Origin of the sequence: Clostridium massiliamazoniense (assembly GCF_001403635.1) — a bacterium.
In the GTDB taxonomy this organism is placed as follows: domain Bacteria; phylum Bacillota; class Clostridia; order Clostridiales; family Clostridiaceae; genus Sarcina; species Sarcina massiliamazoniense.
On record NZ_LN879467.1, the window covers coordinates 24,478 to 49,431 of the forward strand.

At 26.3% G+C, this 24,954-nt stretch carries 22 protein-coding genes and 1 pseudogene; 14 read left to right on the top strand and 9 right to left on the bottom strand.

The features are described 5' to 3' along the window. Nucleotides 1-107: 107 nt before the first annotated feature. The 4 genes from ARA19_RS04060 (at nt 108) to ARA19_RS04075 (ending at nt 4,268) form a co-directional block, all read left to right on the top strand. On the top strand, nt 108-1,538 hold the full coding sequence (locus tag ARA19_RS04060; RefSeq protein WP_055069688.1) for an NAD(P)/FAD-dependent oxidoreductase: 1,431 nt from the start codon (nt 108-110) through the stop codon (nt 1,536-1,538). A gap of 12 nt (nt 1,539-1,550) precedes the next feature. After that, nucleotides 1,551-2,807, top strand: coding sequence for an NAD(P)/FAD-dependent oxidoreductase (locus tag ARA19_RS04065; RefSeq protein WP_055069689.1), 1,257 nt, complete (start codon nt 1,551-1,553; stop codon nt 2,805-2,807). 1 nt (nt 2,808) lies between these two features. After that, complete coding sequence (locus tag ARA19_RS04070; protein ID WP_055069690.1) at nt 2,809-3,204, top strand: DUF1667 domain-containing protein; 396 nt, start codon at nt 2,809-2,811, stop codon at nt 3,202-3,204. 218 nt (nt 3,205-3,422) lie between these two features. Further along, nucleotides 3,423-4,268 carry a metallophosphoesterase gene (locus ARA19_RS04075; RefSeq protein WP_055069691.1) on the top strand — a complete coding sequence of 282 codons (846 nt, stop codon included), beginning with the start codon at nt 3,423-3,425 and terminating at the stop codon, nt 4,266-4,268. Between the two features lie 191 nt (nt 4,269-4,459). Here ARA19_RS04075 and ARA19_RS04080 read toward each other — a convergent pair whose 3' ends face one another. Then, on the bottom strand, nt 4,460-4,819 hold the full coding sequence (locus ARA19_RS04080) for a hypothetical protein (protein WP_055069692.1): 360 nt from the start codon (nt 4,817-4,819) through the stop codon (nt 4,460-4,462). A 400-nt stretch (nt 4,820-5,219) separates the two neighbouring features. Between ARA19_RS04080 and ARA19_RS04085 the strand changes: the two genes are divergently transcribed. After that, entirely contained in the window at nt 5,220-6,374 is a 1,155-nt protein-coding gene (locus ARA19_RS04085) for a YecA family protein (RefSeq protein ID WP_055069693.1), read from the top strand. A gap of 106 nt (nt 6,375-6,480) precedes the next feature. Here the strand turns inward: ARA19_RS04085 and ARA19_RS04090 are convergent, their stop codons facing one another. Beyond that, nucleotides 6,481-7,380, bottom strand: coding sequence for a phosphatase domain-containing putative toxin (locus ARA19_RS04090; protein ID WP_055069694.1), 900 nt, complete (start codon nt 7,378-7,380; stop codon nt 6,481-6,483). Nucleotides 7,381-7,631: 251 nt separating this feature from the next. On the opposite strand from ARA19_RS04090, the gene ARA19_RS04095 reads away from it, so the two are divergent. Further along, nucleotides 7,632-8,030 carry a ribosomal maturation YjgA family protein gene (locus ARA19_RS04095; RefSeq protein WP_055069695.1) on the top strand — a complete coding sequence of 133 codons (399 nt, stop codon included), beginning with the start codon at nt 7,632-7,634 and terminating at the stop codon, nt 8,028-8,030. Nucleotides 8,031-8,042: 12 nt separating this feature from the next. Further along, nucleotides 8,043-8,498 (top strand): GNAT family N-acetyltransferase, encoded by a 456-nt coding sequence (locus ARA19_RS04100; protein WP_055069696.1) that lies wholly within the window; start codon nt 8,043-8,045, stop codon nt 8,496-8,498. A 77-nt stretch (nt 8,499-8,575) separates the two neighbouring features. On the opposite strand, the gene ARA19_RS04105 is transcribed toward ARA19_RS04100, so the two are convergent. After that, nucleotides 8,576-9,139: an N-acetylmuramoyl-L-alanine amidase gene (locus ARA19_RS04105; RefSeq protein WP_055069697.1), complete on the bottom strand. Its 564-nt coding sequence runs from the start codon at nt 9,137-9,139 to the stop codon at nt 8,576-8,578. A 436-nt stretch (nt 9,140-9,575) separates the two neighbouring features. Further along, complete coding sequence (gene cls / locus ARA19_RS04110; protein WP_242862390.1) at nt 9,576-11,012, bottom strand: cardiolipin synthase; 1,437 nt, start codon at nt 11,010-11,012, stop codon at nt 9,576-9,578. A gap of 409 nt (nt 11,013-11,421) precedes the next feature. Here cls and ARA19_RS04115 point away from each other — a divergent pair. Further along, nucleotides 11,422-12,436: pseudogene (locus tag ARA19_RS04115) on the top strand (alpha-hydroxy-acid oxidizing protein). A 143-nt stretch (nt 12,437-12,579) separates the two neighbouring features. Here ARA19_RS04115 and ARA19_RS04120 read toward each other — a convergent pair. Then, nucleotides 12,580-12,795, bottom strand: coding sequence for a hypothetical protein (locus tag ARA19_RS04120; RefSeq protein ID WP_055069698.1), 216 nt, complete (start codon nt 12,793-12,795; stop codon nt 12,580-12,582). A 520-nt stretch (nt 12,796-13,315) separates the two neighbouring features. Between ARA19_RS04120 and ARA19_RS04125 the strand changes: the two genes are divergently transcribed. Both ARA19_RS04125 and ARA19_RS17430 read left to right on the top strand, forming a co-directional pair. Beyond that, nucleotides 13,316-14,173: a DegV family protein gene (locus ARA19_RS04125; protein WP_055069699.1), complete on the top strand. Its 858-nt coding sequence runs from the start codon at nt 13,316-13,318 to the stop codon at nt 14,171-14,173. 20 nt (nt 14,174-14,193) lie between these two features. Further along, nucleotides 14,194-14,364 (top strand): hypothetical protein, encoded by a 171-nt coding sequence (locus ARA19_RS17430; protein WP_157452221.1) that lies wholly within the window; start codon nt 14,194-14,196, stop codon nt 14,362-14,364. Nucleotides 14,365-14,721: 357 nt separating this feature from the next. Here the strand turns inward: ARA19_RS17430 and ARA19_RS04130 are convergent, their stop codons facing one another. After that, nucleotides 14,722-15,528, bottom strand: coding sequence for a hypothetical protein (locus ARA19_RS04130; protein ID WP_055069700.1), 807 nt, complete (start codon nt 15,526-15,528; stop codon nt 14,722-14,724). A 411-nt stretch (nt 15,529-15,939) separates the two neighbouring features. Between ARA19_RS04130 and ARA19_RS04135 the strand changes: the two genes are divergently transcribed. Beyond that, on the top strand, nt 15,940-17,145 hold the full coding sequence (locus tag ARA19_RS04135; protein WP_055069701.1) for an alanyl-tRNA editing protein: 1,206 nt from the start codon (nt 15,940-15,942) through the stop codon (nt 17,143-17,145). A 103-nt stretch (nt 17,146-17,248) separates the two neighbouring features. Continuing rightward, a complete protein-coding gene (locus ARA19_RS04140; RefSeq protein WP_055069702.1) occupies nt 17,249-17,881 on the top strand; it encodes a hypothetical protein in 633 nt (210 codons plus the stop codon). A 36-nt stretch (nt 17,882-17,917) separates the two neighbouring features. On the opposite strand, the gene ARA19_RS04145 is transcribed toward ARA19_RS04140, so the two are convergent. Continuing rightward, a complete protein-coding gene (locus tag ARA19_RS04145; protein ID WP_055069703.1) occupies nt 17,918-19,051 on the bottom strand; it encodes an amidase domain-containing protein in 1,134 nt (377 codons plus the stop codon). Nucleotides 19,052-19,219: 168 nt separating this feature from the next. Between ARA19_RS04145 and ARA19_RS04150 the strand changes: the two genes are divergently transcribed. Further along, nucleotides 19,220-21,547, top strand: a complete 2,328-nt coding sequence (locus ARA19_RS04150; protein ID WP_055069704.1) for a tetratricopeptide repeat protein — start codon at nt 19,220-19,222, stop codon at nt 21,545-21,547. Between the two features lie 223 nt (nt 21,548-21,770). Continuing rightward, nucleotides 21,771-22,412, top strand: coding sequence for a DedA family protein (locus ARA19_RS04155; protein WP_055069705.1), 642 nt, complete (start codon nt 21,771-21,773; stop codon nt 22,410-22,412). 86 nt (nt 22,413-22,498) lie between these two features. On the opposite strand, the gene ARA19_RS04160 is transcribed toward ARA19_RS04155, so the two are convergent. Together ARA19_RS04160 and ARA19_RS04165 are read right to left on the bottom strand one after the other, a co-directional pair. After that, nucleotides 22,499-23,149: a hypothetical protein gene (locus ARA19_RS04160; RefSeq protein ID WP_055069706.1), complete on the bottom strand. Its 651-nt coding sequence runs from the start codon at nt 23,147-23,149 to the stop codon at nt 22,499-22,501. A gap of 144 nt (nt 23,150-23,293) precedes the next feature. Then, nucleotides 23,294-24,382 (bottom strand): YyaL domain-containing protein, encoded by a 1,089-nt coding sequence (locus tag ARA19_RS04165; RefSeq protein WP_055069707.1) that lies wholly within the window; start codon nt 24,380-24,382, stop codon nt 23,294-23,296. Nucleotides 24,383-24,954 lie beyond the last annotated feature (572 nt).

Below are 24,954 nucleotides of genomic sequence, written 5' to 3' on the forward strand. Positions count from 1 at the left end.
TTAACTTGTGTAAAGAGAGATGAGAGCTAAACACAAAAGTGGTATTTTTATGCCCTTTTGGTTTAGCTCTTTTTATTTTATTAAATGGGTGATAAGGAGAGATTTTCATGTATGATGTAGCAATAATCGGTTCAGGTATAGTAGGAGCTTCTATTTTTAGAGAACTTACAAAATATGATTTAAATGTAGTAGTGATTGAGAAAGATAATGATGTTTCTATGGGTTCAACAAAGGCTAATTCAGCTATTGTTCATTCAGGATATGACCCAGAGCCAGGAACTCTTATGGCTAAGTATAATGTTGAAGGAAATAAGATGTTTGATAAATTATGTTCTGATCTTTCAGTTCCTTTTAAGAGAAATGGTTCTCTTATTATAGCTTTTAATGATAATGATTTAAAAGTCATTGATGAATTATATAAAAGAGGTATTGAAAATAAGGTTGATGGAATAAGAATCTTAAGTAGAGATGAAGTATTTGAAATAGAACCGAGTTTGAATGAAGAAGTTATAGGTGCTTTATATGCACCAACAGGAGGAATTGTTGGTATCTATGAATTAACAATAGCATTAATGGAGAATGGTATAGATAATGGTGGTGAACTTAGATTAAATTCAAAGGTTGTAGCTATAAATAAAAATGAAGATAAGTTTACTATAAATATAGATAATGGGGATGTTATAGAAAGTAAATATGTTATAAATGCAGCTGGTGTTTATGCTGATGAAATTCACAATATGATTGCAAAGGAAAATTTCAAGATAACTCCAAGAAGGGGAGAATATTTTTTATTTGATAAAAGTCAAGGTTCACTTATTAAGCAAACTATATTCCAATGTCCTAATGAACTTGGAAAAGGAATATTAGTAACTCCAACTGTTCATGGAAATCTTTTAGTAGGACCAGATGCTACTGATATTATAGATAAAGATGATGTTAAAACTGAGGGAGAACATTTAGAATTTATAAAAGAAACTTCTTTTAGGACAACTAAAAAAGTTAATTTTAGAGAAAGCGTTAGAAATTTTGCAGGGCTTAGGGCAGTAGCAGACAGAGGTGATTTTATTGTTGAAGAAACTAAGGATATTAAAGGTTTTATAGATGTTGCGGGTATAAAGTCTCCAGGGTTAACTTCAGCACCAGCTATAGCTGTAGATGTTGTTAAAATCTTAGAAGGTAGTGGCCTAACTTTAGAAAGTAAGGAAGATTTTAAAGCAACTAGAGAACAAATCCACTTTATGAATCTTTCACAGGAAGAAAAAGCAGCCCTTATTAAGAAAGATAGTAGATATGGAAGAATTATTTGTAGGTGTGAAAATATTACTGAAGGTGAAATTGTAGATAGTATAAATAGAACTTTAGGAGCAACCACTATAGATGGAGTAAAAAGAAGATGTAGGCCAGGATGTGGAAGATGTCAAGGAGGATTCTGTGGACCAAGGGTTCAAGAAATAATAGCAAGGGAAAAAGGTATTGCAATAAAGGATATAGATTTAGATAGAAAGAATTCATATATTTTAACAGGTAGAACAAAGTAGGAGGATGGAGTTATGAAATATGATTTAGTTGTTATTGGTGGAGGCCCTGCAGGACTTGCAGCAGCATATGAAGCCTATGAAAATGGAGTAAGAGATATATTAATAATAGAAAGAGATAAGGAATTAGGAGGAATATTAAATCAATGTATTCATAACGGATTTGGTCTTCATACTTTCAAGGAGGAGTTAACAGGACCGGAGTATGCTGAAAGATTTATAGACCTTGTTAATGAAAGAGAAATTGAAGTCAAATTAGATACTATGGTTTTAGATATAGATGAAAATAAGAATGTCCATACTATAAATACAGAAGAGGGATATTTAGTTATAGAAGCTAAAGCAATTGTTTTAGCAATGGGTTGTAGGGAAAGGACTAGAGGAGCTATAAATATGCCAGGAGATAGACCGTCTGGAATATTTACAGCAGGAGCAGCTCAAAGATATATTAACATGGAAGGATATATGGTAGGAAAAAAGGTTCTTATATTAGGATCAGGTGATATTGGACTTATAATGGCAAGAAGAATGTCTTTAGAGGGAGCTGAGGTTAAGGCTGTGGTCGAACTTATGCCATACTCTAACGGATTAACAAGGAATATAGTGCAATGCTTAGATGATTATAATATACCTTTATATTTATCACATACTGTAGTGGATGTTAGAGGAAAAGAAAGATTAAAAAAGGTTATTATAGCTAAGGTTGATGAAAATAGAAAGCCAATTAAAGGAACTGAAATTGAATTTGATGTGGATACACTTTTACTATCAGTAGGTTTAATTCCAGAAAATGAACTATCTAAAAATGCTGGGATTACATTAGATAATAGAACAAATGGATTAGTTGTATCAGAAAGTATGGAAACATCTATTGAAGGAATATTTGCTTGTGGAAATGTAGTTCATGTACATGACCTAGTAGACTTTGTTACAGAGGAGTCAAAAAATGCAGGTAGGAATGCAGCTAAATATATAATGGGTAAAAAAAGAGGAGAAAGCTTTGTTGAACTTAAAAATGGAGCTAATATAAATTATACTGTTCCTCAAAAAGTTGATATTGATGCTTTAGAAGGAAATCTTACAGTGTTTATGAGAGTAAGAGATGTATTTAAAAATAAGGCTATAGTTGTGAGAGATAAGGATAATAATATTGTACAAAGCTTTAAGAAGCAACACTTAGCTCCAGCTGAAATGGAACGAATAACTATTCTTAAGGATAGATTAAACTATAATCAAGGAACTTTAACAATTTCATTAGAGGAGGTAAAGTAGGATTATGAGAGAGTTAATTTGTATAGTATGTCCAAAAGGATGTCACCTATCAGTAGATACAGAAAATTCAACAGTTACAGGGAATACTTGTAAAAGAGGGGAAGTATATGGATTAAATGAAGTTAAAAATCCAACAAGAATAGTTACTTCAACAGTTAGAATAAAAAATGGTGCTGTAATACCATGTAAAACAGAAAATCCAATACCAAAGGCAATGATATTTGATGTAATGAAGGAAATAAATAGTATACAGGTAGAACTACCAGTTAAAGTTGGAGAAATATTAATAGAAGATGTTTTAAAGACAGGAATAAATATCATAGCTACTAAAACAGTTAAAAATGAAGAGGGCAGTAAGATAGAAGAAATAAAAGAAGAAATCTTATTATCAGTATAAAAAATAAATAAAGTGTATTTAAAATATATACTCCTTTTATAGTATACAGTTAGAACAATAAAAACTGTTACTGTGGAAGGGAGTATATTTTTTGTTATTTGCTTATTTAACACTGATTTATAAAGGATTTTGTATTATAGATATTAGATAACAGATAAATTGATACTTTTATGGTATAATTATGTAAATGATGGAGAGTAGGGGAGTTTAGATGGTTTATGAGAACTAAAAATAAGGGAATTAAATATGGTATAATTATAGGAATTATAGTTATAATTTTAGGTGGATTTTTTTATTGGCAAAATAATGGAATAGTTGTAACTAAAATGTTATTTGAAAATAGTAAAATCCCAAAAGAGTTTGAGGGTTTTAAAATTGTACATCTTTCAGATTTACATAATAAAGAGTTTGGAGAAGGACAAAAGAAATTAATGAAAAAAATTCAAGAGTCTAATCCAGATTTAATAGTATTCACAGGAGATTTAATAGATCATAGTAAGAGTGAAAAAGGTGATGAAAGTTTTATAAATTCAATAAAGGATATAGCACCTGTGTTTTATGTATCAGGCAATCATGAAGCATGGTCAGGGGAATATGATAGTTTACTTAATAAATTGAAAGATGCAGGCATAACAGTATTAGATAATGAAAGAACTAAGATTGAAAAAGATGGGAAGTATATTGAAATTATAGGAATTCAAGACCCTGCTTTTTTTAATAATGATAATAAGAAATCCTTTGAGGAAGAGTTGAAAAAATTGGTAAAAGAAGAGGGTAATAATTTTAAAGTTCTTCTTTCCCATAGACCAGAATTAATGGATTTATATGTTCATAATGATTTAGATTTAGTATTTTCAGGACATGTTCATGGTGGACAGTTTAGAATACCATTTGTAGGAGGAGTATTAGCACCAAATAGAAGTTTATTTCCAAAGTATACTAGTGGGATGCATAGTATTAATAATACGTCTATGATTATTAGTAGAGGGCTTGGAAATAGTATTATTCCTATAAGGATTTTTAATAGACCTGAAATTATTGAAGTAACCTTAAAAGTAAAGTGAAGTGTGGTAAGTGTGAATGTAAGGCTTATATGAAACTGGAGAATTAATAAAAGGAATAATTTGATAATTACCTATAGAAGTTTAATAAAAAAAAGATTGTTTTCTTGGATAAAACAATCCTTTTACTTTTATATATAAGTATTTTAAAATTATAAGAAAGTAAAAAAATTCCTTTTAGTGCTTAATTATTTTTAGGGAAGTAATTTTAAACTAATAAAAATACAGAAAAAACCAGCTAAGGATAAGGGGATAATTCCTAGGGCAGTTTTAATTTTTCTTAGAATAATAGTTTTCTTTTCTAGGTTCTTTTCTTCTAGAGCAATATTAGATAAATAGTCATAATCGTTGTTTTCAAAAGTTGTAGAGGAGAGGCCTAAAATTCCAGAAAGTATAGCAAAGAATATATACATTGCACCTTCCACAAATAATATATTTTTCATATTGTTTGTAGTTAGGGTTTTAAATAATATACTTGAGATTAATAAGATTATTGTCCAAAGAAGCCCATAAAGGGGATAGAAAGAGATTTCTTTTAATTTTTTTTTATTCATTTAGAACACACCTTAATAATTATATCTAAAATCATTATATGTGAGTTAGAATACTAGTATTAATTAAGTGATAATGTTATAACTCTTATATAATCTTTTATTTTTTTCTTTATTAAATGTTAATAAATTTTGAATGAAAAATATGTAATGATTGTATGTAAATAGTTATACAAATAGAAGGATAAGTTAAAATAGCTATTTTAAAGTTATCAATAATGAGATATAATCATAATTGCAATTGTAAATAAAATTTAGTTCAGAGTGTATTTTATATAGAAAAAATTAATTCTGATAAATTTAAGAGGCAGAATTGTATATATCTTACTTATAAGGAAAATAAGATAATTCAATAAAAGGCTAGTAGATAAATTTTAATAATTTGTAAATGTAGGAGGAGCAAATGGAGGATAAGTTAAGAAGCACAATAGAAGAGATTGAAGAAAAAGCAGAGCAAGCAGTAGAAGGAATGATGGAAGCTCTTGAGAAAATGGCCAAAGAAAGAAAAAGTAAGGCCCAAAAAAGAAAGATAACTAATGATTTAGAAACAATCTTGAAAGCTTGTACAAGAGATGAATTAAAGGATATATTAAGCACTTTAGGTATTAAATTTAAAGCTTCAGATAAAAAGGACAACTTAATAAATACAGTAATTGAAAATTATAAAAGTGCTGTAACAGAAATATTTAAAAAGATAGATAGTACTGTATATGAAGAGTTACAAATTCTTTTAATGAATAATGGGGTTTTAGATAAGAAAATTGATAAAACTTTTAAGGATAATTCTTATTTAGAGAAATTAGGAATGTTATTTTTAGCTTCAGATGAAGAAAAAAATATATATTTAATTGCACCAACAGAAGTATTAGAAGCTATAAAAGAAATAAATAAAAAAGATTTAGAGAAAAATGATAGAATTGTGAATTTATTCAGGGGAATGACATATTATTATGGACTTATTTCTTTAGATGAATTTATAGCTAATATACCAGCAGAGGAAAATTTAAATGAAGAAGATGTAAGACTTTTATTTATGATGTTAGAAGATATAAATAAAGATGGATTATATGTAGATAATAAGTGGAAGAGTGAGTATTTAGAGTACTCTGTAGATTTTGAAAACTTATTAGAGAGTGAAAACTTACAAAATGAAGAATTTAAAAAATTAACATCTAATGAGCTTTTAAAAGCATCAGAGAAGTTTTATGTAGGTAATAAAAAAATATACATGCCTTTAATAAATGTAGTAAAGGAATATTATGAAGCTCCAGAAGAAGCTTTAGAACAAATGAAACAAGAAATATATATGTATTCTCAAATGCATAGTGAAGAGGAATTAAAAACATTTATACTTTCAAAAATAAAACCACAAGCTGAAATAAAAATGAAATTTAGTGATGCCTTACATAAGGTATATACTAGAATACCTTTATGGAAATATAGAGGATTTACAGAATTAGAGAAGTTTAGTCCAGAGATAAGAGTTGTTAAGGTTGGAAGAAATGATCCTTGTCCTTGTGGAAGTGGGAAAAAATACAAGAAATGTTGTGGAAAATAATTAAATAAAATTTAAAAGCAATTATTTTCAACTAGAACAAGATAAATATCGGATACTAAGTGCAAGAGAACACTTAGTATTCGATATTTTGTTTTATTTAAATTTATTATAATTTTTCTTCTTTACATCTATTATAGAAATCAGTAAAGAATTTTAAGCGGCGACCAGAAGTAAAATCTGAAAGTGAACTATCCTTTAGATTTGCTAATTTAACTTGGCGTACAATTATATCATTTAAAGGAACATCATTATAATTTTTCATTATATCATACAGAATCATAAAAGTAGTAGTTCGCCCTATTCCCTCTTTACAGTGAAAGTGTAAATATGAGTTATCAGGTAAATTTTGAACAAAGCTTATAAAATCATTAAGTATATTTATACTTGGAAGTTGACCATCTGTAACTGGCATTCTAATATAGGATAAGTCATTGTTAGTGCATAATGTATATTCAGTATAAGCTCTTTTTACAAGGATAGAACCATTATTATATAATGTGATGTAATCATTTATTTTTAAGTCATTTATCTTTTGAGATTCATCATTTAATATTTCTTCTCTAGATAGTCCTTTGTTGGCATTATTTGAACTATTTTTCCAACTTACTGGGAAATCGTTTACAAAACCATGTGATTCTTCTCTTAAATCAACTATTGTAATTTTATTATCTGTATTAATCTCCTTTTTTATTAATGACAAACCAGGTTCAGAAAATTGAGCACTACCAGAAATATTTAATTCACTTAAGCCAGTATAATTTATATTATCTGATATTTTATCTGAACTTTTTCGAAAATGTTTAGGTAAACCCATATTCTTATTGTCACGAACAAGATTTACAGCTGAGTTATTATCACCAATAACATTTACATCTGAAGTATTATTAACAACAACATTTATATCAGAAGCGAAAGCTGGAATAGTAAAAGCAAAATTATTAAATAATGAAAGTGATATTAATAATATAGCAAGTAAATGTTTAAGTTTATTTTTTAAAAGTCTCATATAAATAGCTTCCTTTCAGCAATTAGTATTTTTTATTATTGTTCTTAAAAAGCTTCTATTTGTAATAAAGGTTACTTTTAAAAATTAGTATTTTTCTTGTTACAGACAATTATTCATAGAATAATTAATATTTTATATAATTCTATAAATTAACATAAAATTTAAAAAAGACTATTAGTATTAGAGTTATTAAATGATAAAATAATTATATATAATTTGATGAGAATATTTTGTATTTATGGGAGTTATTTATGAGTATTAATAAATCGAGGAATAGAATTGTATATATTGTACTTTTTATGTTGGTTATATGTTTAGGTATAGGTTCTAGGAAGTTTTCTATGTATTTACCAAAGTTTATAGCAGATTATTCAGGGGATACTCTTTGGGCTATGATGGTTTACTTAGGTTTTGCTTTTATATTTAACGAATTAGAAGGTAAAAAAGTGCTGATTTTAGCATTAGTATTTTCATATTTCATAGAGTTCTCACAACTTTATCAAGGTCAATTAATAAATAGCATAAGAAGTACAACTATTGGGGGATTAGTTCTAGGGCATGGATTTTTATTTTCAGATTTAATTTGTTATTCAGTTGGTATACTATTAATATTTTATTTGGAAAAAGTATTTTTAAGGATTAAAAGGTGAAGGAGAAGGATTATGAGTAATATTATATTTAGAGAAAGTAAAGAAAGTGAATTAAATGAAATTATAAGCAATATAAAAGAATTTGCAACATATATAAATGGATATGATGTGACTAACATAGATATAGAATCCTTGAGAGAAGCTATTTTTATTACAAAAAAAGTTGAGTATAGATTTATTGAAGTAGATGATGAAATAGTGGGGTATATTATGTATTTCAATATATTTTCTACATTTAAAGGAAAATTGGGAATTTATTTAGAAGACTTATATGTAAAAGAAAAATATCGATCAAAAGGAATTGGAAGTAAAGTTTTTGATTACTTAAAAGTAATAGCAAAAGAAAATAATTATTGTATGTTAGAATGGAATTGTCTAAAGAGCAATATACCAGCAATGGAGTTTTATAAAGAAAAAATAAAAGCTAAAGAGATGGATGCTTTAACATTTTTTAATATGGATATGTAAAGGATAAAGAGAGTAAATGGCTGTATCAAAAATGATATAGCTTTCTTTTTGTATGTTGACACAGCCTTTTTTAGAAATTAAGAATGTATGAATTTATAATTTGGTAAAAAGTTATCTTTTATAATTAAGGATTTAAAGATAGCATCAACTATTAATTCTTTATTATAACGTTTACATTCCCAGCGGTTAGTGATGAAGAAACACTTAATGAGCAAAGATGGACAATTCATTTCCTTTATTAAAGGAACGGTAGAATTTTGTATTATACCTCTACTACTATAGCCTAGAGTCTTAAATCTATTTTGAATTTTTTTTGAGAGTTCGTAGCTTATATCTGCTTTAGAATTAATCAATATTTCATTTCCATGTTTAGCTGGATTTGAAAAAGCGTTTAGAGTTATTGAAAGAAATAAATCTAAGTTTGAATTATTTCCTATGTCTAAAGTAGAATTTATCATGTCATTTGGACTTTTACTTTCCACAGGAGAACAATTAACGACCTCAAAACCTTGGTGCTCTAGTTTTTCTATTAGAAGTTCACCAATTTCCTTTAAAATAATTTCTGGTTTAAGAAATATTTGACAGGAAGGTATATTGTGGATATCTTTATCATAATAAGCATAATCAATTCCTATTTTCATACAAATCTCTCCTTTTTAGAAGTGTATAATTAATTTTAAATATTGAAATTAAAACATTCATATAAGGATTAATAATTTAAATATCTTAATAAAAAATAGATTCTAAGTAATAGTTTTTTAGAGATTCATCTTATTAATGTATTATATGAAATAATTAGTTTGTAAGATATAACTATTATTTGTAATTTATATAGAAAATATGTAAAAAATAAAAATTAATTTGTAAATAAAAGTATTGAGGGGAAACTTTATCTGATGACTAGTTATAAGGGAAGAGTTAATATAAGTTAAAGGGGCTATCTTATAATGAGATTATCTTGCATATATAAGAAGGAGATAGAGAATTTTAAAGGATATTACGCTGTTTAAAGACAAAGGGATTATCTCTAAATAGAAATTTCATTCCACTTTGAGATAATTCCCTTATTTTTATTATTTACATAATAGGTGAGAGAAGTCTAAAAATAGCTTCAAGGAATTTGATTTTTTTAGATCGACCTGAAAATTCTTTTAAGGTAAGTTTTTTACAGTCTTTTAAATCCTCACGAAATTTTTCTTCTAAATGAAGAGCTATTTTACTACTATACATTACAGCATTAGTTTCGAAATTTAAGGCAAAACTTCTTATATCCATATTAGCAGTTCCAATAGTTGAGATGCTTGAATCAGCTACAATTGTTTTAGCATGTAAAAATCCTCTTTCGTATAAATAAACATTAACTCCGTAATCTAAGAGTATTTCTATATAGGGATTTGCAACCCAAGGAATAAAAACTTTATCAGGAATTCCTGGTAGCATTAGATTTACTTCAACTCCAGATAATGCTGCAAGTTTTAATGAATCCATAATTGCTAGGTCAGGAACAAAATAAGGGCTTTGTATACAAAGGGTTTTTTTAGCATTATTCATTATTTTCATATATGTATTCTTTATATGTTCTGCTTCGTGGTCAGGACCAGAGGAGATTATTTGCATTGGTACTTTATGTCCTAGTTCAGTATCTTTATGTTCTTTGAAATATTCAGCAATTGAAGGGCCTATATCTTCTTTTGTGCAGTATGTCCAATCTAGAATAAATCTTTCTTCAATTTCGTTTAAAGCTTCTCCAGTAATTTTCATATGAGTATCTCTCCAATAACCTAGAGGTCCCTCTCCTTTATATTCTTTTCCTACATTGAATCCACCTAAATAACCATAATGTCCATCTATTAGAACAAATTTTCTATGATTTCTATAGTTAATTCTTATATTAAATATTCCAAAAACATTTGGAAAGAATTTTTCAAATTTTACTCCAGCAGCAGCTAATTTTTTCTCATAACTCTTTGAAATTTTATTTCCCATAGCATCTACAAGAAGTCTAACTTGGACTCCTTCTTTAGCTTTTTCACAAAGGGCATCTAATAATAGGGCACCTGTTGAATCACTTCTAAAGATGTAATATTCTAGATGAATAAAATGTTGAGCTTTCTTTATTTCTGCAATCATATCATCAAAAAGTTCTTTACCATCAAATATTACTTTAACTGAATTATTTATAGTATAAAGTGATTTGCAGTTTATATAATTCATTCTAATTATATCTTTATTAGCTTCAGAAACTTCATTTAAGGTTGTATTATTTTTTAATTTTTTTAAGTAGGAATTCTTAACACTATCATCTATTATCTTTCTTTTGAAAAGTTTTTCCTTACTAATATCTTGTCCACAAAATAAATATGCTATGAAACCTAAAATAGGTATAAATGCTAATATTAATAACCATGCCCAAGTTGAAGCAGGATTCTTTTTTTCGAAAAAAAGTAAAGTTATCATAAAGATAAAGTTTATAAAACCTAGTATCAATAAGATAAACATAATTATGTTGTACATTTTATTCCCTCCCATATTATATTTTTACTTTTACATTATACATTAAAATAAATATAATTTTGATTTTATATAACTTCATTTTTGTAATGTTTTTTATGAAATCTTATGAAGTAAATAAGAATTTATGAAATATATTAATATACAATTAGTATTCATGAATAATATTTATAAAACAAAAAATCTATAAATTTACACAAAAAGTTAATGATATTAAATAAATAGCTGAAAAAGTAAGTTAAAATTGATATAATAAAGATAAATGAAGACTTAATTCAGATAGAATTTTGGATTTAGCTGAATTTTAGTGGTTATTATCTAGGGGGATGTGTCTGTTTATTTTAGGCTTATAGAGACCTAGACACTAGTCATCAGATAAATGTTATTTTTAGATTTGGAGTGTATGATTAAAATGAATGAAGAACAATTAAAAAAAGCTAGAAATTTATATAATGGAAGTTGTAGAGTTTGTAAGAGTTGTAATGGAGTAGCTTGTGCTGGTGAAGTTCCAGGAATAGGTGGTAAGGGAATGGGAGATTCATTTAAAAAATGTGTCTGCTTTAGAGAAGGTAAAAATAAATATGAGAGTAATTCACAATGCTAAGAATCCAGATACATCAACAGAGTTATTTGGAAAGAAGATGGAATTACCGCTTTTTGCAGCACCAATGACAGCAATTTCTTTAAATATGGGTGGAATGGTAACAGAAGAAGAATATATAGAGTCATTAGTTGAAGGATGTTTAGGGGCTGGAATATATCCAATGGTTGGAGATACTGCTTTAGATGAATGTTTAATTACCAATGTTGAAATATTGAAAAAATATAATGGGAAAGGTATTGCTTTTATAAAACCAAGAAAAAATGATATTATTTTTGAGAAAATGCAGATGGTAGAAGAGGCTAATCTATATGCTATGGGAATAGATATAGATGGAGCAGGGCTTTTAACTATGGCATTACATGGAAAAGATGTAGAACCTAAAACTATAGAAGAACTAAGAGAAATAAAATCAAAAACTAATGTCCCTTTTATACTTAAGGGAGTTATGACAAAGGAAGATGCATTATATGCAATTGAAGCTGGAATGGATGCTATTGTTGTTTCAAATCATGGAGGTAGAGTTTTAGATCAGACTCCTGGAACTGTTGAAGTTTTACCTGAAATCACAAAGGTGGCAAAGGGAAAAGTTAAAATATTAGTTGATGGGGGAATTAGAAGTGGAGTGGATATACTAAAATGTATTGCTCTTGGAGCTGATGCTGTTTTAATTGGAAGACCTTTTGTAACAGCAGCTTTTGCTGATGGAGCTAATGGGGTTAAAGATTATATAAATTCTCTTAAAAATGATTTAAAATCAGCTATGATATTAACTGGATGTAATTCAATTGAAGAAATAAATGAAAAAGTTTTATATAAAGGCTAAGATAAGAATTAATTAAGAAAAAAATATTTATGGATGTTTAATGAGTAAGGCTATTTCAATATAGATATTATATTCTATTTTGATATAGCCTTTGTATAATATAGGTAGTATTAGTATTTTAGCTAAATGTAATATATGAACTTTTATTTCTTTTTTTTGAATATGTTAAATGAACTAGCTAAGATTACTATTATAGATAATAGTATAATTAGATAATCAACTGAACTGCCTTTAGATGGAGAATTCATTTGATATATTGCAATACATATAACAACAATGGATAATATTATAAGTAGAATCCATGTGTTTTTACTTGTTGGTTGCTTACGACTATATTTTTTTTCTTGATTGTCATTCATAATTAAATTTCTCCTTAGTTTTATAAATATATGTATTTAAAATAATGATTTTTATTATTTTACTAAAAAAAATTCTAGTTAAAATTAAGATTTGAATTTTATTTAAATAAAATCTTACGTTTATAATTATAATTATTATTTATAATTAAAGCAATTATAAACTAAAACTTAATTTAGAGAGAATTTTGACTTTAACTTAATTTTAAAATATGTTAAATTTTACTTTGATAATCTAAATAAATGATTTTCTTATGAATTTATAGTATAATAAGTTAATGATAATTATACATAAATTTATTAAGATGAATTTAATGTATTAAATTCTTCCTTATAATATAGTATAATACTAAGGTATTTAAGTAATAATTAAATATAAAATTATTATATAGTTTATGAATTTAGTTGTTTTAGACTATAACATATTGTTAAATTCACACATCAAACATTAAAATTAAAATATAATTGTGAAGGAATTTTTACTTACAATTTAAATTTTATTTGTGAAAATTTGGAGGATATTATGGAAAAAATTGCGATAGTTACAGATAGTACTTGTGGAGTACCTGAAGAATTTGTTAAAGAGTATAATATAAAAGTCTTAAGACTTAAGATAATTTATAAAGACAAAGAATATTTAGATGGATTGGATATAACACCAAAAGAGGTTTATGAAAGAATGGATGAAGAAATGCCTACAACATCTACTCCATCAGTTCAACAAAGTAATGAAATCATAGAAGAGCTTATAGAAGAGGGATATACACATGTAATAGGATTATTCATTTCTTCAGGATTATCAGGAACAATGAATAGTTTTAGAATTGCAGTAGAAAATTATGAGGATAAAATAAAGTCATATGTTTTTGATACTAAAATGATATCTATGGCAGTTGGCTGGTGTGTAATGGATGCTGCTAGATTAGTTAAAGCAGGAAAGAACTTTGATTATATTTGTAATGAGATACCAGGAATGAAGGAAAGAATAACTCTTTGTTTTAGTGTAGATACTTTAGAATACTTAATAAAAGGTGGAAGAATAGGAAAAGTAGCTGGTACTATAGGTCAAATTCTTAACTTAAAACCTATAATAAATATGGATGAAGAAGGAAAATATACAACTTGTGCAAAGGCTAGAGGTTCAAAACAAGCTTTAAATAAGATGATTGCAATTGGAGAAGAAGCTTTAAATAAGGGAAAAAGTAGAGTTGTAGTAATGACTGGTACAATGGATGAAGAACTTGTTAAATTAAAGGAAGTTTTTGAGAAAAATCCAAATGTAACTGAGGTAACTACTGGAGCATTTACTCCTGTAATAGGTGTTCACTCAGGTCCAAGAATAATTGCTCTTGGGGTAATGGAAGAAAAAGAATATAATTAATGGAAAAATGGGGGAATTAAATGAATTTAGATGGTGGGAAAATTGCTAAGTATACTTTATTAGGTGTTGGAGCTTATGTTGTTTTAAATATCGCTTTTAGGGTATTTAACATAGTTTTTAATATTGCATTTAAAGCTCTGGTTATTGTAGCAATTATAGCGTTTATAAGTTACTTAATGAGGAAAAATTAATAAGTTGAGGATGTATCATAGATACATCCTCTCTGTCTTTTATTTAGCTATATAGGTACATCATTTGTGACCACTTACTTACGTAAAGAAGTTCTAATATTTTTTCTACAACAGTTTCTAAAATTTCAAAATTCACTTTGTTCAAATAATGGAAATTTTTTCATGGAACTATTGTTTAAAAATAAAGAGCTTCTAGTATACTAGTTCAATGACCACCGTATTTTCTACCTATATAGCTCTCGCAGCAGATGAAAAAATACATTTATAATTAAGGTGCTGATTTGATACAGACCCTTTTTATGTTATGAAAAGGTGCTAGATTTAATTGATTAAACTAGCACCTAAATTTAAGATTAATTATTTATGATTAGGAATGTATACATAACCACTTAATGAAACATAGATTTCTTCGTAGTTAGTTCCAGGTACCTTTGGAATATTAGTTGTGTTGTAATTTTGAGTAGCACCTGTTATAGTTCCATCTTGTTCGTTTACTTTTGGTTTGATAGTTATAAGATAGCAAGTATGGCCATCAATAACTTTTGTTTGTGATAAATCAGCAGATAAATTAAAGTTAACATATGCATTGTTAGGTTCAATTGGTGCATTACCAACTACATATTCAGCTGCATTTTTTAATAGCTCATTTTGTTTCTCACTAGTAGTTAAGTTTTTAGAAACATGTAATTGAGCTCCTTGAGGCATTGTTGTTAACATTTTACCTGTTGTACTAACAAAGAAAACACCTCTTAAACCACTATAATTTCCATGTGAATCAGCAAGTTGGCCTGTCCAGTTTTGGAAGTAGTCATAAACCTTGTAATATCTAACTCCATTATAGTCAAAATATTGTGATAAGTTTGTTGTTATGAAATCACCTACATTTGAAACTTTGTCTGTTGCTGATTGGATAGCATTATATAACATAGTTTCATCATAACTGAATTGATTTTGTGTGTCATACATAGCGATTTCACCTGGTGTTAAGCTATTAGGGTTATTTTTTATTAAAGCTTGTTCAGCAGGGGTTTCCTGTTGATTACTTAGTGTAACTCCTTGTGGTAATGAAGAGCTAGAGTTTCCTTTATCAGTAGCATAAGCAACACCGCCTCCAACACATACACAGCATAGTGCAATTATAACTCCTATAACGACCTTTTTCATAAAGTTCCTCCTAGAATATATTTATCTATATTATAATCGTAGTTAGAATATTAAATCTAACTACTTATATTGATGAATTATTGTAGTAATTTAATAGTAGACCTTTAAAATCTAAAATTTAGTTGAGAATTTTATTTAAATTACTTATATAAAACTATAATAATTAATAGTGTCTTTGTCTATTTCTTAAATTTAAGAGTTCTAATAATAAAATATCAAATTATTAACGGTTTGTAAACAAATTATAAATAACTTTTATACAATTTTAAAAATTATGTGGAATTTAAAGGAAGATTAATAAATCTAACAAGATTAAAATTTTAAAATTTATACTAAAATATAAGATATATAATATAGTTTATCAAAATGTTATAATATTTATTAACAAATAAACAAAAGGGAGAAAAAGTTATGGAAAAAATTTATTATAATAATCAATATATAAAAGAATTTACAGCAGAGGTTGTAGATAGTAAAGAATGTAATGGAACTTATCATATAGAATTAGATAAAACAGCATTTTTCCCAGGAGGCGGTGGGCAACATTGTGATCTAGGAGAAATAGAAAATATAAAGGTTTTAGATGTATATGAGGAAAATGGAAAGATTTATCATGTTTTAGAAAAAAAGCTTTCTAAAATCCATAGAGTTAAAGGGAAAATTGATTGGGAGAGAAGAGAAGATGGAATGCATCAACATTTTGGTCAACATCTTCTTTCAGGAATATTTTTCAAGTTATTTAATACCAATACAGTTAGTGTACACTTTGGAAAAGAGATAAGTACTGTAGACATAGTTGGAATATTAACAGAAGAACAGATAAGAGAAGGGGAACTTTTTGCAAATAAGGCTATAGGAGATAACTTAAAAGTGGAACTTTTTGCTCCAACTAAAAAAGAATTAAAAGGATTAAAGCTTAGAAGAGATTTACCTAATACAGATGAAGAAATAAGGATTGTAAAAATAGAAGATCTAGATATAACAGCTTGTTGTGGAGTTCATCCAGCTTCTACTTTAGATTTAAGGATGATAAAAATAAAGAAATGGGAAAAAAACAAGGGAAATACTAGATTAGAATTTTTAGCAGGTAAAAGAGCAATAGAAGACAGTTTAAAGAAGGATAAGTTTTCAAATGAAATATGCAGATATTTAAACAGTAATGAAGAAGAAGCTATAAATGGAATAAAAAATTTAAATACAAAACTAAAGGAAATATTAGAAGAAAAGAAAGCTTTAGAAGAAACTGTTACTGATTATGAAAGAAAAGAAATTATCCAAAATTCTGAAAAGGTAGGAGATATATCTATAATAAGAAAGATATATAATAGAGAAAGCATTAAATACATTAGTAGATTAGCAACAAAAATTGTAGAAGAAAACAAAGCAGTAGTGTTATTTGCAGTTAAAAATGAAGACAGAGTAAATTTAGTTTTTGCTTCTTCAAAAGGTATAGAAAAAGTAAATATGGGAGAGTTACTAAAGGATTCTATATCACTTATAGATGGTAAAGGAGGAGGAAGTAAGAATTTAGCACAAGGAGCTGGAAAAAATAATAGTAACTTAGATGGAGCTATGGATTATGCACTTAATAAAGTTAAAGAGGGATTAAAACAATAATGAATATATAATATAGAGAATTTATTGATAGTAATATAGTAGGTTGGAGTACTACAGCCTCTAGCTATCAGATAAAAATTTGATTTTAGAAAGGTGTTAATCTATGACGAATAAAATGCAATTATGGAAGGAATATATAGAAAAAAATATTAATGAAGAAATAGATGTAGATTTAGAATTGCTTAGAGTGTCTATTATATCTGTAAATGGTAAATCTATATCAGAATATTTTACATTTCAGGAGAAGATTCAAGTGGTAGAATTTTTGAAAGAAGTTGTTTTGCCATCTATAGTTCTTTCTTTATTTTTTGAGGATAAAGATCCATCAATATATTTGTGGAGTAAAGAGGAAGTTAATGAGTTTTTAGAAGTTAATTCAGGATTTTTACATAGGAAGTTGTTAAAATTATATTTGAATAGTTATGATTATATAGACAATATCATGAGTAATGATATAACTGAAGTTATAGTAAATGATTTGGTAAGGTATTTAGAACATAACTTTGAAGTTTATAATTTAGTATTTTTAGGCTTAAGTTATGGAGAAAATACTGATAGTTATTTAAAAAATATTATGGAGTTATATAAAGAAAAAAATCTATTAGATGTTTTAGAAAGAGATTTGAATTCAGTAAATTTATCAATAGAAAAATTAAATTCTATAATTGATAATATTTATGAACATGAAAAAGAAATAAAAGAAGAGGTATTAAATAAAATACCAATAGGAATTTAACTTTAATAGTAAGGGGCGTTAATAGCCCCTTTAGTTTTAGTAGTGAACATGAATTAGATGGAATGTTATGTTTGAGTTACTCCAACCAAGATCATAAGGAACAAGAAGTCTATCTGTGTTATGACAAGTTACTAAGGGATATCCTTTAGAGTCTAAGCCGGTAACAGTAGAAATATGAGTTATTCTTCCTTCTTTTTCGTAAGCAACAAAATCACCTGGTCTCATATTATAAGCTGCTTTATAAATTTGATGATATGGTCCTTTAGCAATATAGGATGCTCTACCACTGCTAACCATATAGTTCTTGAAACCTTGAGCATTTACCCATGCTTTCGTACCATCACCATCAGAATAGTTCCAAATTTTATTCTTTTTAAAGCCACCACCCTCATGTAATATTTGGGATGCAAAATTAGCACAATCGCCACCAACTGAATTAAAATCGGTATATTTACTATTATATTTAAATCCATTTTTATTATCAGAGGCAGCACCACAATATATATGAGCATAATTAATAGCTTTTGTAAGCTTGTCACTTAGATTAACTTCAGGTTTAGTCTTAGAAAGTATAAAGTTTTTTATTTCTTCTGATTTTAAATCGTTTAGTTCTAGAGAATCAGCAAAGGGGTCTGTGTACCATTCTTTTGCTATTAAGAAGCCATCATCATTTTTTTTTATATTGAAATAGTGATATGTTCCAAGTTTAAAGAAATTATCTTCTTCTGAATTTAAATATTTATAATGGTATTCTGTGGATACTATAGCAATAGTACCATAAAGGCCTTTTTCTTTCTCTTTTATTTTTTTTATTTTTATTCGAGATTTTATATCAGTGAAGTTTATTCCCTGCTTTTCTGACCAACCTTTTAAATATTTTATTTTTTTTATTTCATTTTCATAAGCCCAAAGACTTTGTTTTTTATTTAAATCATAAAATTTCTTTAATGGTTCAATGTCTAAATTTAGTATAGCATTATTTCTATCAGAGAATATTTCAGATAGAATAGGCTCTATAGTTTCTAAATTATTATCACTCAAAGTATTTTTATCATGGTCAATGAATTCAACATCTACAAGTGGGGTTATTGGTAGTGAAAATGCATTGATTGTGTTAATAGAAATTAAACATGATATAATAAATAATGATAGTGCTATTTTATATTTCACTGTTAAACCATCCTTTCATTATTTAAAGAATAATGATAGTTTACCCAAAAAAGAAATTATAATTAATTTTTAAAACTATTTAATAAATTAATTTTATTTTTTAATAGTGGGTAATTGATGAATCATATAATTAATAATGTAAAATATTAATATAGTTAAGGAGTTATAATGTTTGATATAAATGAACTATTTGAAGAGATAGATAGGACTAGAGAAGATGAAGAAATAGAAAAAAGAGTGTTTGCTAAAAACGAATTTGATGAAATCTTAAGTGAGTTTTTATGTGAAATAGAAGGATATTTAGGTGATTACTTAAAGGAAAGAACCATAAAAAGCGGAAAAGAAATTTTAGATATATGTTCAGAGTATAGAGAGGCTTTAAAAGATGAAGATATATTTTTATATTATGAGGCTTATGGTAAATTTCTTATTAAGGAATTTGACGAGGCTTTAATCTATTTAAATGAAGCTATAAGTAAAAATAATAAAGCTTATGAGTATTATCTTTTAAGGGGAAAAATATACGAAGAGCAAAAAAAAATAAATGAAGCCATTGAGGAGTACTTAAAAAGTAACGAATTAAATTGTAATAATAATGAAACTCTTAAAAGATTAGGATTTCTTTTAATAGGGGAAGGTGAGAGCCTTGAAGCAATAGAATACTTCCAAAGAGCTCTTGATGATGATAAGGAGGATCACTACATATATAGTGGGCTTGCTGGTGCTTATTATGAGCTTGGAGAAGTTTTACTTTCTATAGAAAATATAAATAGGGCCATAGAACTTGAGGATAAAATTCCAAGTTATTATTATAATAGAGCCCTTATATATAGGATGATGGGAGAATTCCAAAAGTCTATAGAAGATTATAAGAAGACTATAGAAATAGACTCAAATTATTATAGTACATATTTTTATTTAGGGGATTTATATATAGAAATGGAAAACTTAGATGAGGCTAAGTATGTTTTAGAGGAGCTACTTTTAATAGAAGGAGATAACCCAGAAACCTATGTTAAATTATCTCAATGTTATTTTGAGGGAGATGATTATAAAAAAGCTTTAGAAGCTATAGATAAAGCTATAAGTATAGATGGAATAAATTTAGGATATTATTACAAGAGAGCCTTAATATATAAAAACTTAGGGGATGTTGATAAAGTAAAGGAAAATTACAACAAAATATTAGAGTTAGATGGAAATAGTGCTTATGTTTATCATTCTATAGGTGAATTAGCTATTGCACAGGATGATTATGATGAAGCCTTAGAAATGCTAAAAAAAGGAGTTGCTATTGAACCTGATACAGTAAGTTTTTATACTAATATAGGAATTTGTTATTATAATAAAAAAGAATTTGAAGAGGCACTTATATATTTTGATAAAGCAATTGAAATGGCTGTAGAAGATAATGCAGAAGACTTTTTCTATAGAGGTAAGTGTAAGTATTATTTGAATCTAGATGACTTAGGAGAAAGTGACTTTCTCACAGCATCTTCTTTAGAGGAAGATAGTACAGGAGCAATGTATTATTTAGCTTACATTTATTTTTCTGAAGCGAGATATGATGAATCTATAGAAATGTTAAAAAAATATTTAGAGCTTGAAGGAGAAGAATTACTTCCATTAAAATTATTAGGAAATTGCTATATAGAATTAGAGAAGTTCAAGGATGCTAGGGAAGTGCTATTCCATTGTTTAAAGCTAATAGATGATAAGGCTGGTATATATAATGATATAGGTCTTTCATATTATAGAGAGGGAGATTATGAGGAAGCATTAAATTCTTATAATAAATCTATAGAATTAGTAGATAACTATGGAACAGCCTATGGAAATAGAGCTTTAGTTTACGAAAGTTTATCACTATATGATGAAGCACTAAGTGACTATGAAAAGGCTTTAGAAAGTAAAGAAGAAAAAGGTTATTATTATGGAATTGCAGATATATATGAAAAATTAAAGCAATATGATGAAGCTATTAATTTTTACAAAAAAATAATTGAGAGTTATGGAGAAAGTGCTCAGGTTTTAGGAGAAATAGGTTGGGCAGAATACATGAAACATAATTTTAAGGAAGCGGAAGAATATTATAAAAAGGCTATTGAAATGGATGAAGACAATAGAGCCTATATTTACGGAAGACTAGGAAAGGTTTATATAGCAAAAGAAGAATATAATGAAGCTATAAAAATTATAGAAAAGTTTTTAGAGGTAATTTCGGAAGCAGAAAAAGAAGAAACTTCATATTATGATGTTATTGGTGATATGGCTATAGCTTATAATAATTTAGGAATGAATAAGAAAGCTATAGAATGTATAAAGATATGTGAAAAAAGTGATGCCTTTAAAGGTTGGGCCTATGAGTATTTAGGAGATATATTTAAAGAGTTAGGTGAAGTGGATAAATCTATATATTATTATGAAAAAGCAATAAGAGAAGGGGATTTAACAGAAGAACATTCTAATGAAATAATTGAAAAACTTAAAAAGTAATAAAAGATAGGAAGCTAATTAAAGATTAATCAATATTAAATATGAAATTTTAAAATATATTTAATTAGACAACAATATTAAAAAAAATCTATTAAAAAATCAAGAAAAACGTTATAATAGTTTGGAGAGAGTTTTTAAGTTAAGCTTAATATTTTTATAATGAAAGTAAAACTAAAGGGAAAAACTTTATGAACAACAGAAAAAATGTTTAGGAGAGATTAGAATGGATTTAAACTTAATACTTACTAAACTGGCAGAACTTGCAGTTAGTATGGGGTCAGTTGGTATATTTTTATTTTTAATTATTGAATATGGTGGAATTCCTATACCTAGTGAATTAATACTTCCCTTCTTCGGAATATCAGCAGCTGAAGGAAAAACTTCATTAATGGGTATAATAATTATAAGTATTTTAGGTGCATTAATTGGAGCCATAATTTGTTATTATATAGGTTATTTTGGAGGGACAACTTTTCTTAATTGGTTAAGAAAAAAGATTCCATCAATGAATAAGCATTTAGATGTTATGGAAAAGTGGTTTAAAAAGTATGGAAAAGAAAGTATTTTAATTCTAAGATTAGTTCCTTTCGTAAGAACATACATATCACTTTTAGGAGGAGCAGAAAGACAAAGTATGCCTATATTTATTATATACTCAACTATAGGAATAGCTATTTGGAATATATTCTTAATATTATTAGGTTATTTTGTTGGAAATAATATGAATCTTATTCAATCTATAATAACACAATACACTTATGCAGTTGTAGCAATTTGTGTAATAGGTGTACTAATTTATGGATATATGAAAATATCAAAAAATAAATCTGGTGGAAAACATGCTAGAAAAAGAAAGAAAAAATAAGTAAAATTAAAAAAGAGGATGTATCGAATTACAGATACATCCTCTTTAGTAATATAAAAAGTGCTGACTTGATACAGCACCTTTTTTTAAAATAAATTTATATTTTGATTTATTAAATTAGTTACATTTTGAAAATCATTTTGAACTACATTTTTTGCTTGTATAATTTGTGTATAAGTACCTCCAGAATGTAATAGAGCATTGTAACTAATTATAGCTTTAACAAAAGCATTATTGTCAGAATAAATTTCATTAACAATTGGTTCTTCTTCACTTCGTTGTGATACTGAAAGAACATTTGAATATTTCAAAAAGTTATTTTGAAAAGCATTAGCTGAATTAACTGAGTCAGGATATAAATTTACAATATCATAGTAATTCATAGATATTGCAGTATTAATATCAAATCTTTCTATGTTTTTAAGTATATGTGCTTGTTCTTTCATATAACCAGATACAGTATTTAAATCTGGTGGTGAATAATTTTTATAAACTGGATTAGATCCATTTAATTTTTCGATAGTATTATTATTTGTTGTTAATGGCGAAGCATAAACCTTCGTAGAAAATGTATTTGAGCAATTTATAATTAAATAAATAACTACAGCTAAAATAATAACAAATCCTAATACCTTTAATGGAGAAGCCGAATTTCTTTTATTGTAGCCTTTTAGTTTATTACTTTTCTGATATCGTTGAACTCTAGATATTCTAGAATTACTTCCAGAACCATTCATAGGAAAGTACCTCCTGTACAAGTTTATATTTCTTATTAATAAATACTAATAAGAATCCTATATTAAATATACTAGAAATTTTAACGAAATTAATAACAAATACTTAATAAAAATATATCAAAAAGTTAACAAAAAATTAATAAATCATTGTTTCATAGAAGAATAAACTAAATTAAAAAGCATTGTTATATATGAGTTTGGCTTATTATATAATTCACTATAAATTGAATTAAAACTTTCATCTATAATGTTTAAATAGATATTATGGGAAGTTAATTTATTAAATTTAATTAGATTTAGAATCATTAAGGAATTAGGATTAGGCTTGTTTAAATCATATAAATTAACATTAATAATATTATTAATAGTATAAGGAATATTTTTGTCAATAAAAGCTTTATATTCAGAGGAATAATAATTTTTTATAACATAGTCAATAAGAAATTTAGTTTTATTTAGATAGAAGAGAGTTTTATTATTAGACATAAATTCTATTAATGCAAATATTAATAAAACATAATCTTCTAAATTATAATCTTGAGAAATTAAATCATTAACAAATACTATTTCTTTTTTCTCATATTTAGAATGATTAAGGATAAAATCAAGAATATTTTTAGAATGATTCATTAATTCTATGTCCTTAAACTTATTACCTGCATAGGAGAGTGAAGCAGAAAAAAGAGAGTTATTACCTATATCTATATTTTTAGAAATAGATGGTTTAGTTTTTTTATTACTATATTCAATAAGTTTTTGTCTTATAATTTCATTTTTATCTTTAAAAAACTCATTTAATTCTAAATCTTTATCAATTAAATTTAAAATATTTTTTCCTTCGTAATTTCCTTTAATAGTTATATCATAATAAACAGAAAATAAAGGAAAATCTCCTTTTAATATATTGCGAAGTTCATCATAAGAAAAGGTGTAGTAGTCCCTTCCAGTTTGAAGGTCGCAGTATTCACTATCAAAATAAAGAGCAGAGTCTGAAGAAAGAGTATTTTTTATATAAGTGATAAGTTCATAAACGATTTCTTTAAATTTTAAATTATTAAATACTTTAAATCCTAGAGTATAAGGAAAAATAGCACTTGAATTATTATATAAGTTTTTATTAAAATTATTGATTGCTACATTGTTTTCAGAAAAATCATAAAAACCATAATGGATATGATCATATATAGTGCTTTTATATAATGATGTTAAATTTTTTTCAATATATTTTTTCAAAATATTATCATCTTTAACACATGATATTTTTAATAAATAATAGCTATTGAAAAAATCAGTGCTTTTAGAAGGTTCTTTGAAGTTATTATATAAAGAAGAAAAATTATATTCTTTATAGTGAATTGAATTTTTTAATAAATTATCAGTATAAATAAAATCACCTACTTTAATAAATAATTAGTATTTCGTTATTATTATCAAAATTTAAAAAATATATGATAAGAACCTAGAGAAAATTAATTGATTTTTAGATTTTCAATTTAAAATGAAAGTGGAACAATTACTCATAACAATAAGTTAACAATAAATTCAAGTAGAAAATGTTGTAAAATTTTGATTTTTAATATATTATTTAATTGAAATGAAATAATACGAAGTAATATAAATAAAAACAAGGAAATTTGTAGAAAACTTTTAGGATGTAAATATACTTAACTTAAAAAACTTAAGTATTGAGTTAATTAAAGGAATTAATAAAAATGTTTTAGATAACAAATAATATTATTGTATTTAAATATAAAATATAATAAAATTTATTAGGATATATTTATGAAAAAGTTTTTATATAAGTT

Bases quoted from the DNA above. Each gene is read 5' to 3' on its own strand.
- ARA19_RS04060 (WP_055069688.1), top strand. From the start codon at position 108: ATGTATGATGTAGCAATAATCGGTTCAGGTATAGTAGGAGCTTCTATT.
- ARA19_RS04065 (WP_055069689.1), top strand. From the start codon at position 1,551: ATGAAATATGATTTAGTTGTTATTGGTGGAGGCCCTGCAGGACTTGCA.
- ARA19_RS04075 (WP_055069691.1), top strand. From the start codon at position 3,423: ATGAGAACTAAAAATAAGGGAATTAAATATGGTATAATTATAGGAATT.
- ARA19_RS04080 (WP_055069692.1), bottom strand. From the start codon at position 4,819: ATGAATAAAAAAAAATTAAAAGAAATCTCTTTCTATCCCCTTTATGGG.
- ARA19_RS04085 (WP_055069693.1), top strand. From the start codon at position 5,220: ATGGAGGATAAGTTAAGAAGCACAATAGAAGAGATTGAAGAAAAAGCA.
- ARA19_RS04090 (WP_055069694.1), bottom strand. From the start codon at position 7,380: ATGAGACTTTTAAAAAATAAACTTAAACATTTACTTGCTATATTATTA.
- ARA19_RS04095 (WP_055069695.1), top strand. From the start codon at position 7,632: ATGAGTATTAATAAATCGAGGAATAGAATTGTATATATTGTACTTTTT.
- ARA19_RS04100 (WP_055069696.1), top strand. From the start codon at position 8,043: ATGAGTAATATTATATTTAGAGAAAGTAAAGAAAGTGAATTAAATGAA.
- ARA19_RS04105 (WP_055069697.1), bottom strand. From the start codon at position 9,139: ATGAAAATAGGAATTGATTATGCTTATTATGATAAAGATATCCACAAT.
- cls (WP_242862390.1), bottom strand. From the start codon at position 11,012: ATGTACAACATAATTATGTTTATCTTATTGATACTAGGTTTTATAAAC.
- ARA19_RS04120 (WP_055069698.1), bottom strand. From the start codon at position 12,795: ATGAATGACAATCAAGAAAAAAAATATAGTCGTAAGCAACCAACAAGT.
- ARA19_RS04125 (WP_055069699.1), top strand. From the start codon at position 13,316: ATGGAAAAAATTGCGATAGTTACAGATAGTACTTGTGGAGTACCTGAA.
- ARA19_RS17430 (WP_157452221.1), top strand. From the start codon at position 14,194: ATGAATTTAGATGGTGGGAAAATTGCTAAGTATACTTTATTAGGTGTT.
- ARA19_RS04130 (WP_055069700.1), bottom strand. From the start codon at position 15,528: ATGAAAAAGGTCGTTATAGGAGTTATAATTGCACTATGCTGTGTATGT.
- ARA19_RS04135 (WP_055069701.1), top strand. From the start codon at position 15,940: ATGGAAAAAATTTATTATAATAATCAATATATAAAAGAATTTACAGCA.
- ARA19_RS04140 (WP_055069702.1), top strand. From the start codon at position 17,249: ATGACGAATAAAATGCAATTATGGAAGGAATATATAGAAAAAAATATT.
- ARA19_RS04150 (WP_055069704.1), top strand. From the start codon at position 19,220: ATGTTTGATATAAATGAACTATTTGAAGAGATAGATAGGACTAGAGAA.
- ARA19_RS04155 (WP_055069705.1), top strand. From the start codon at position 21,771: ATGGATTTAAACTTAATACTTACTAAACTGGCAGAACTTGCAGTTAGT.
- ARA19_RS04160 (WP_055069706.1), bottom strand. From the start codon at position 23,149: ATGAATGGTTCTGGAAGTAATTCTAGAATATCTAGAGTTCAACGATAT.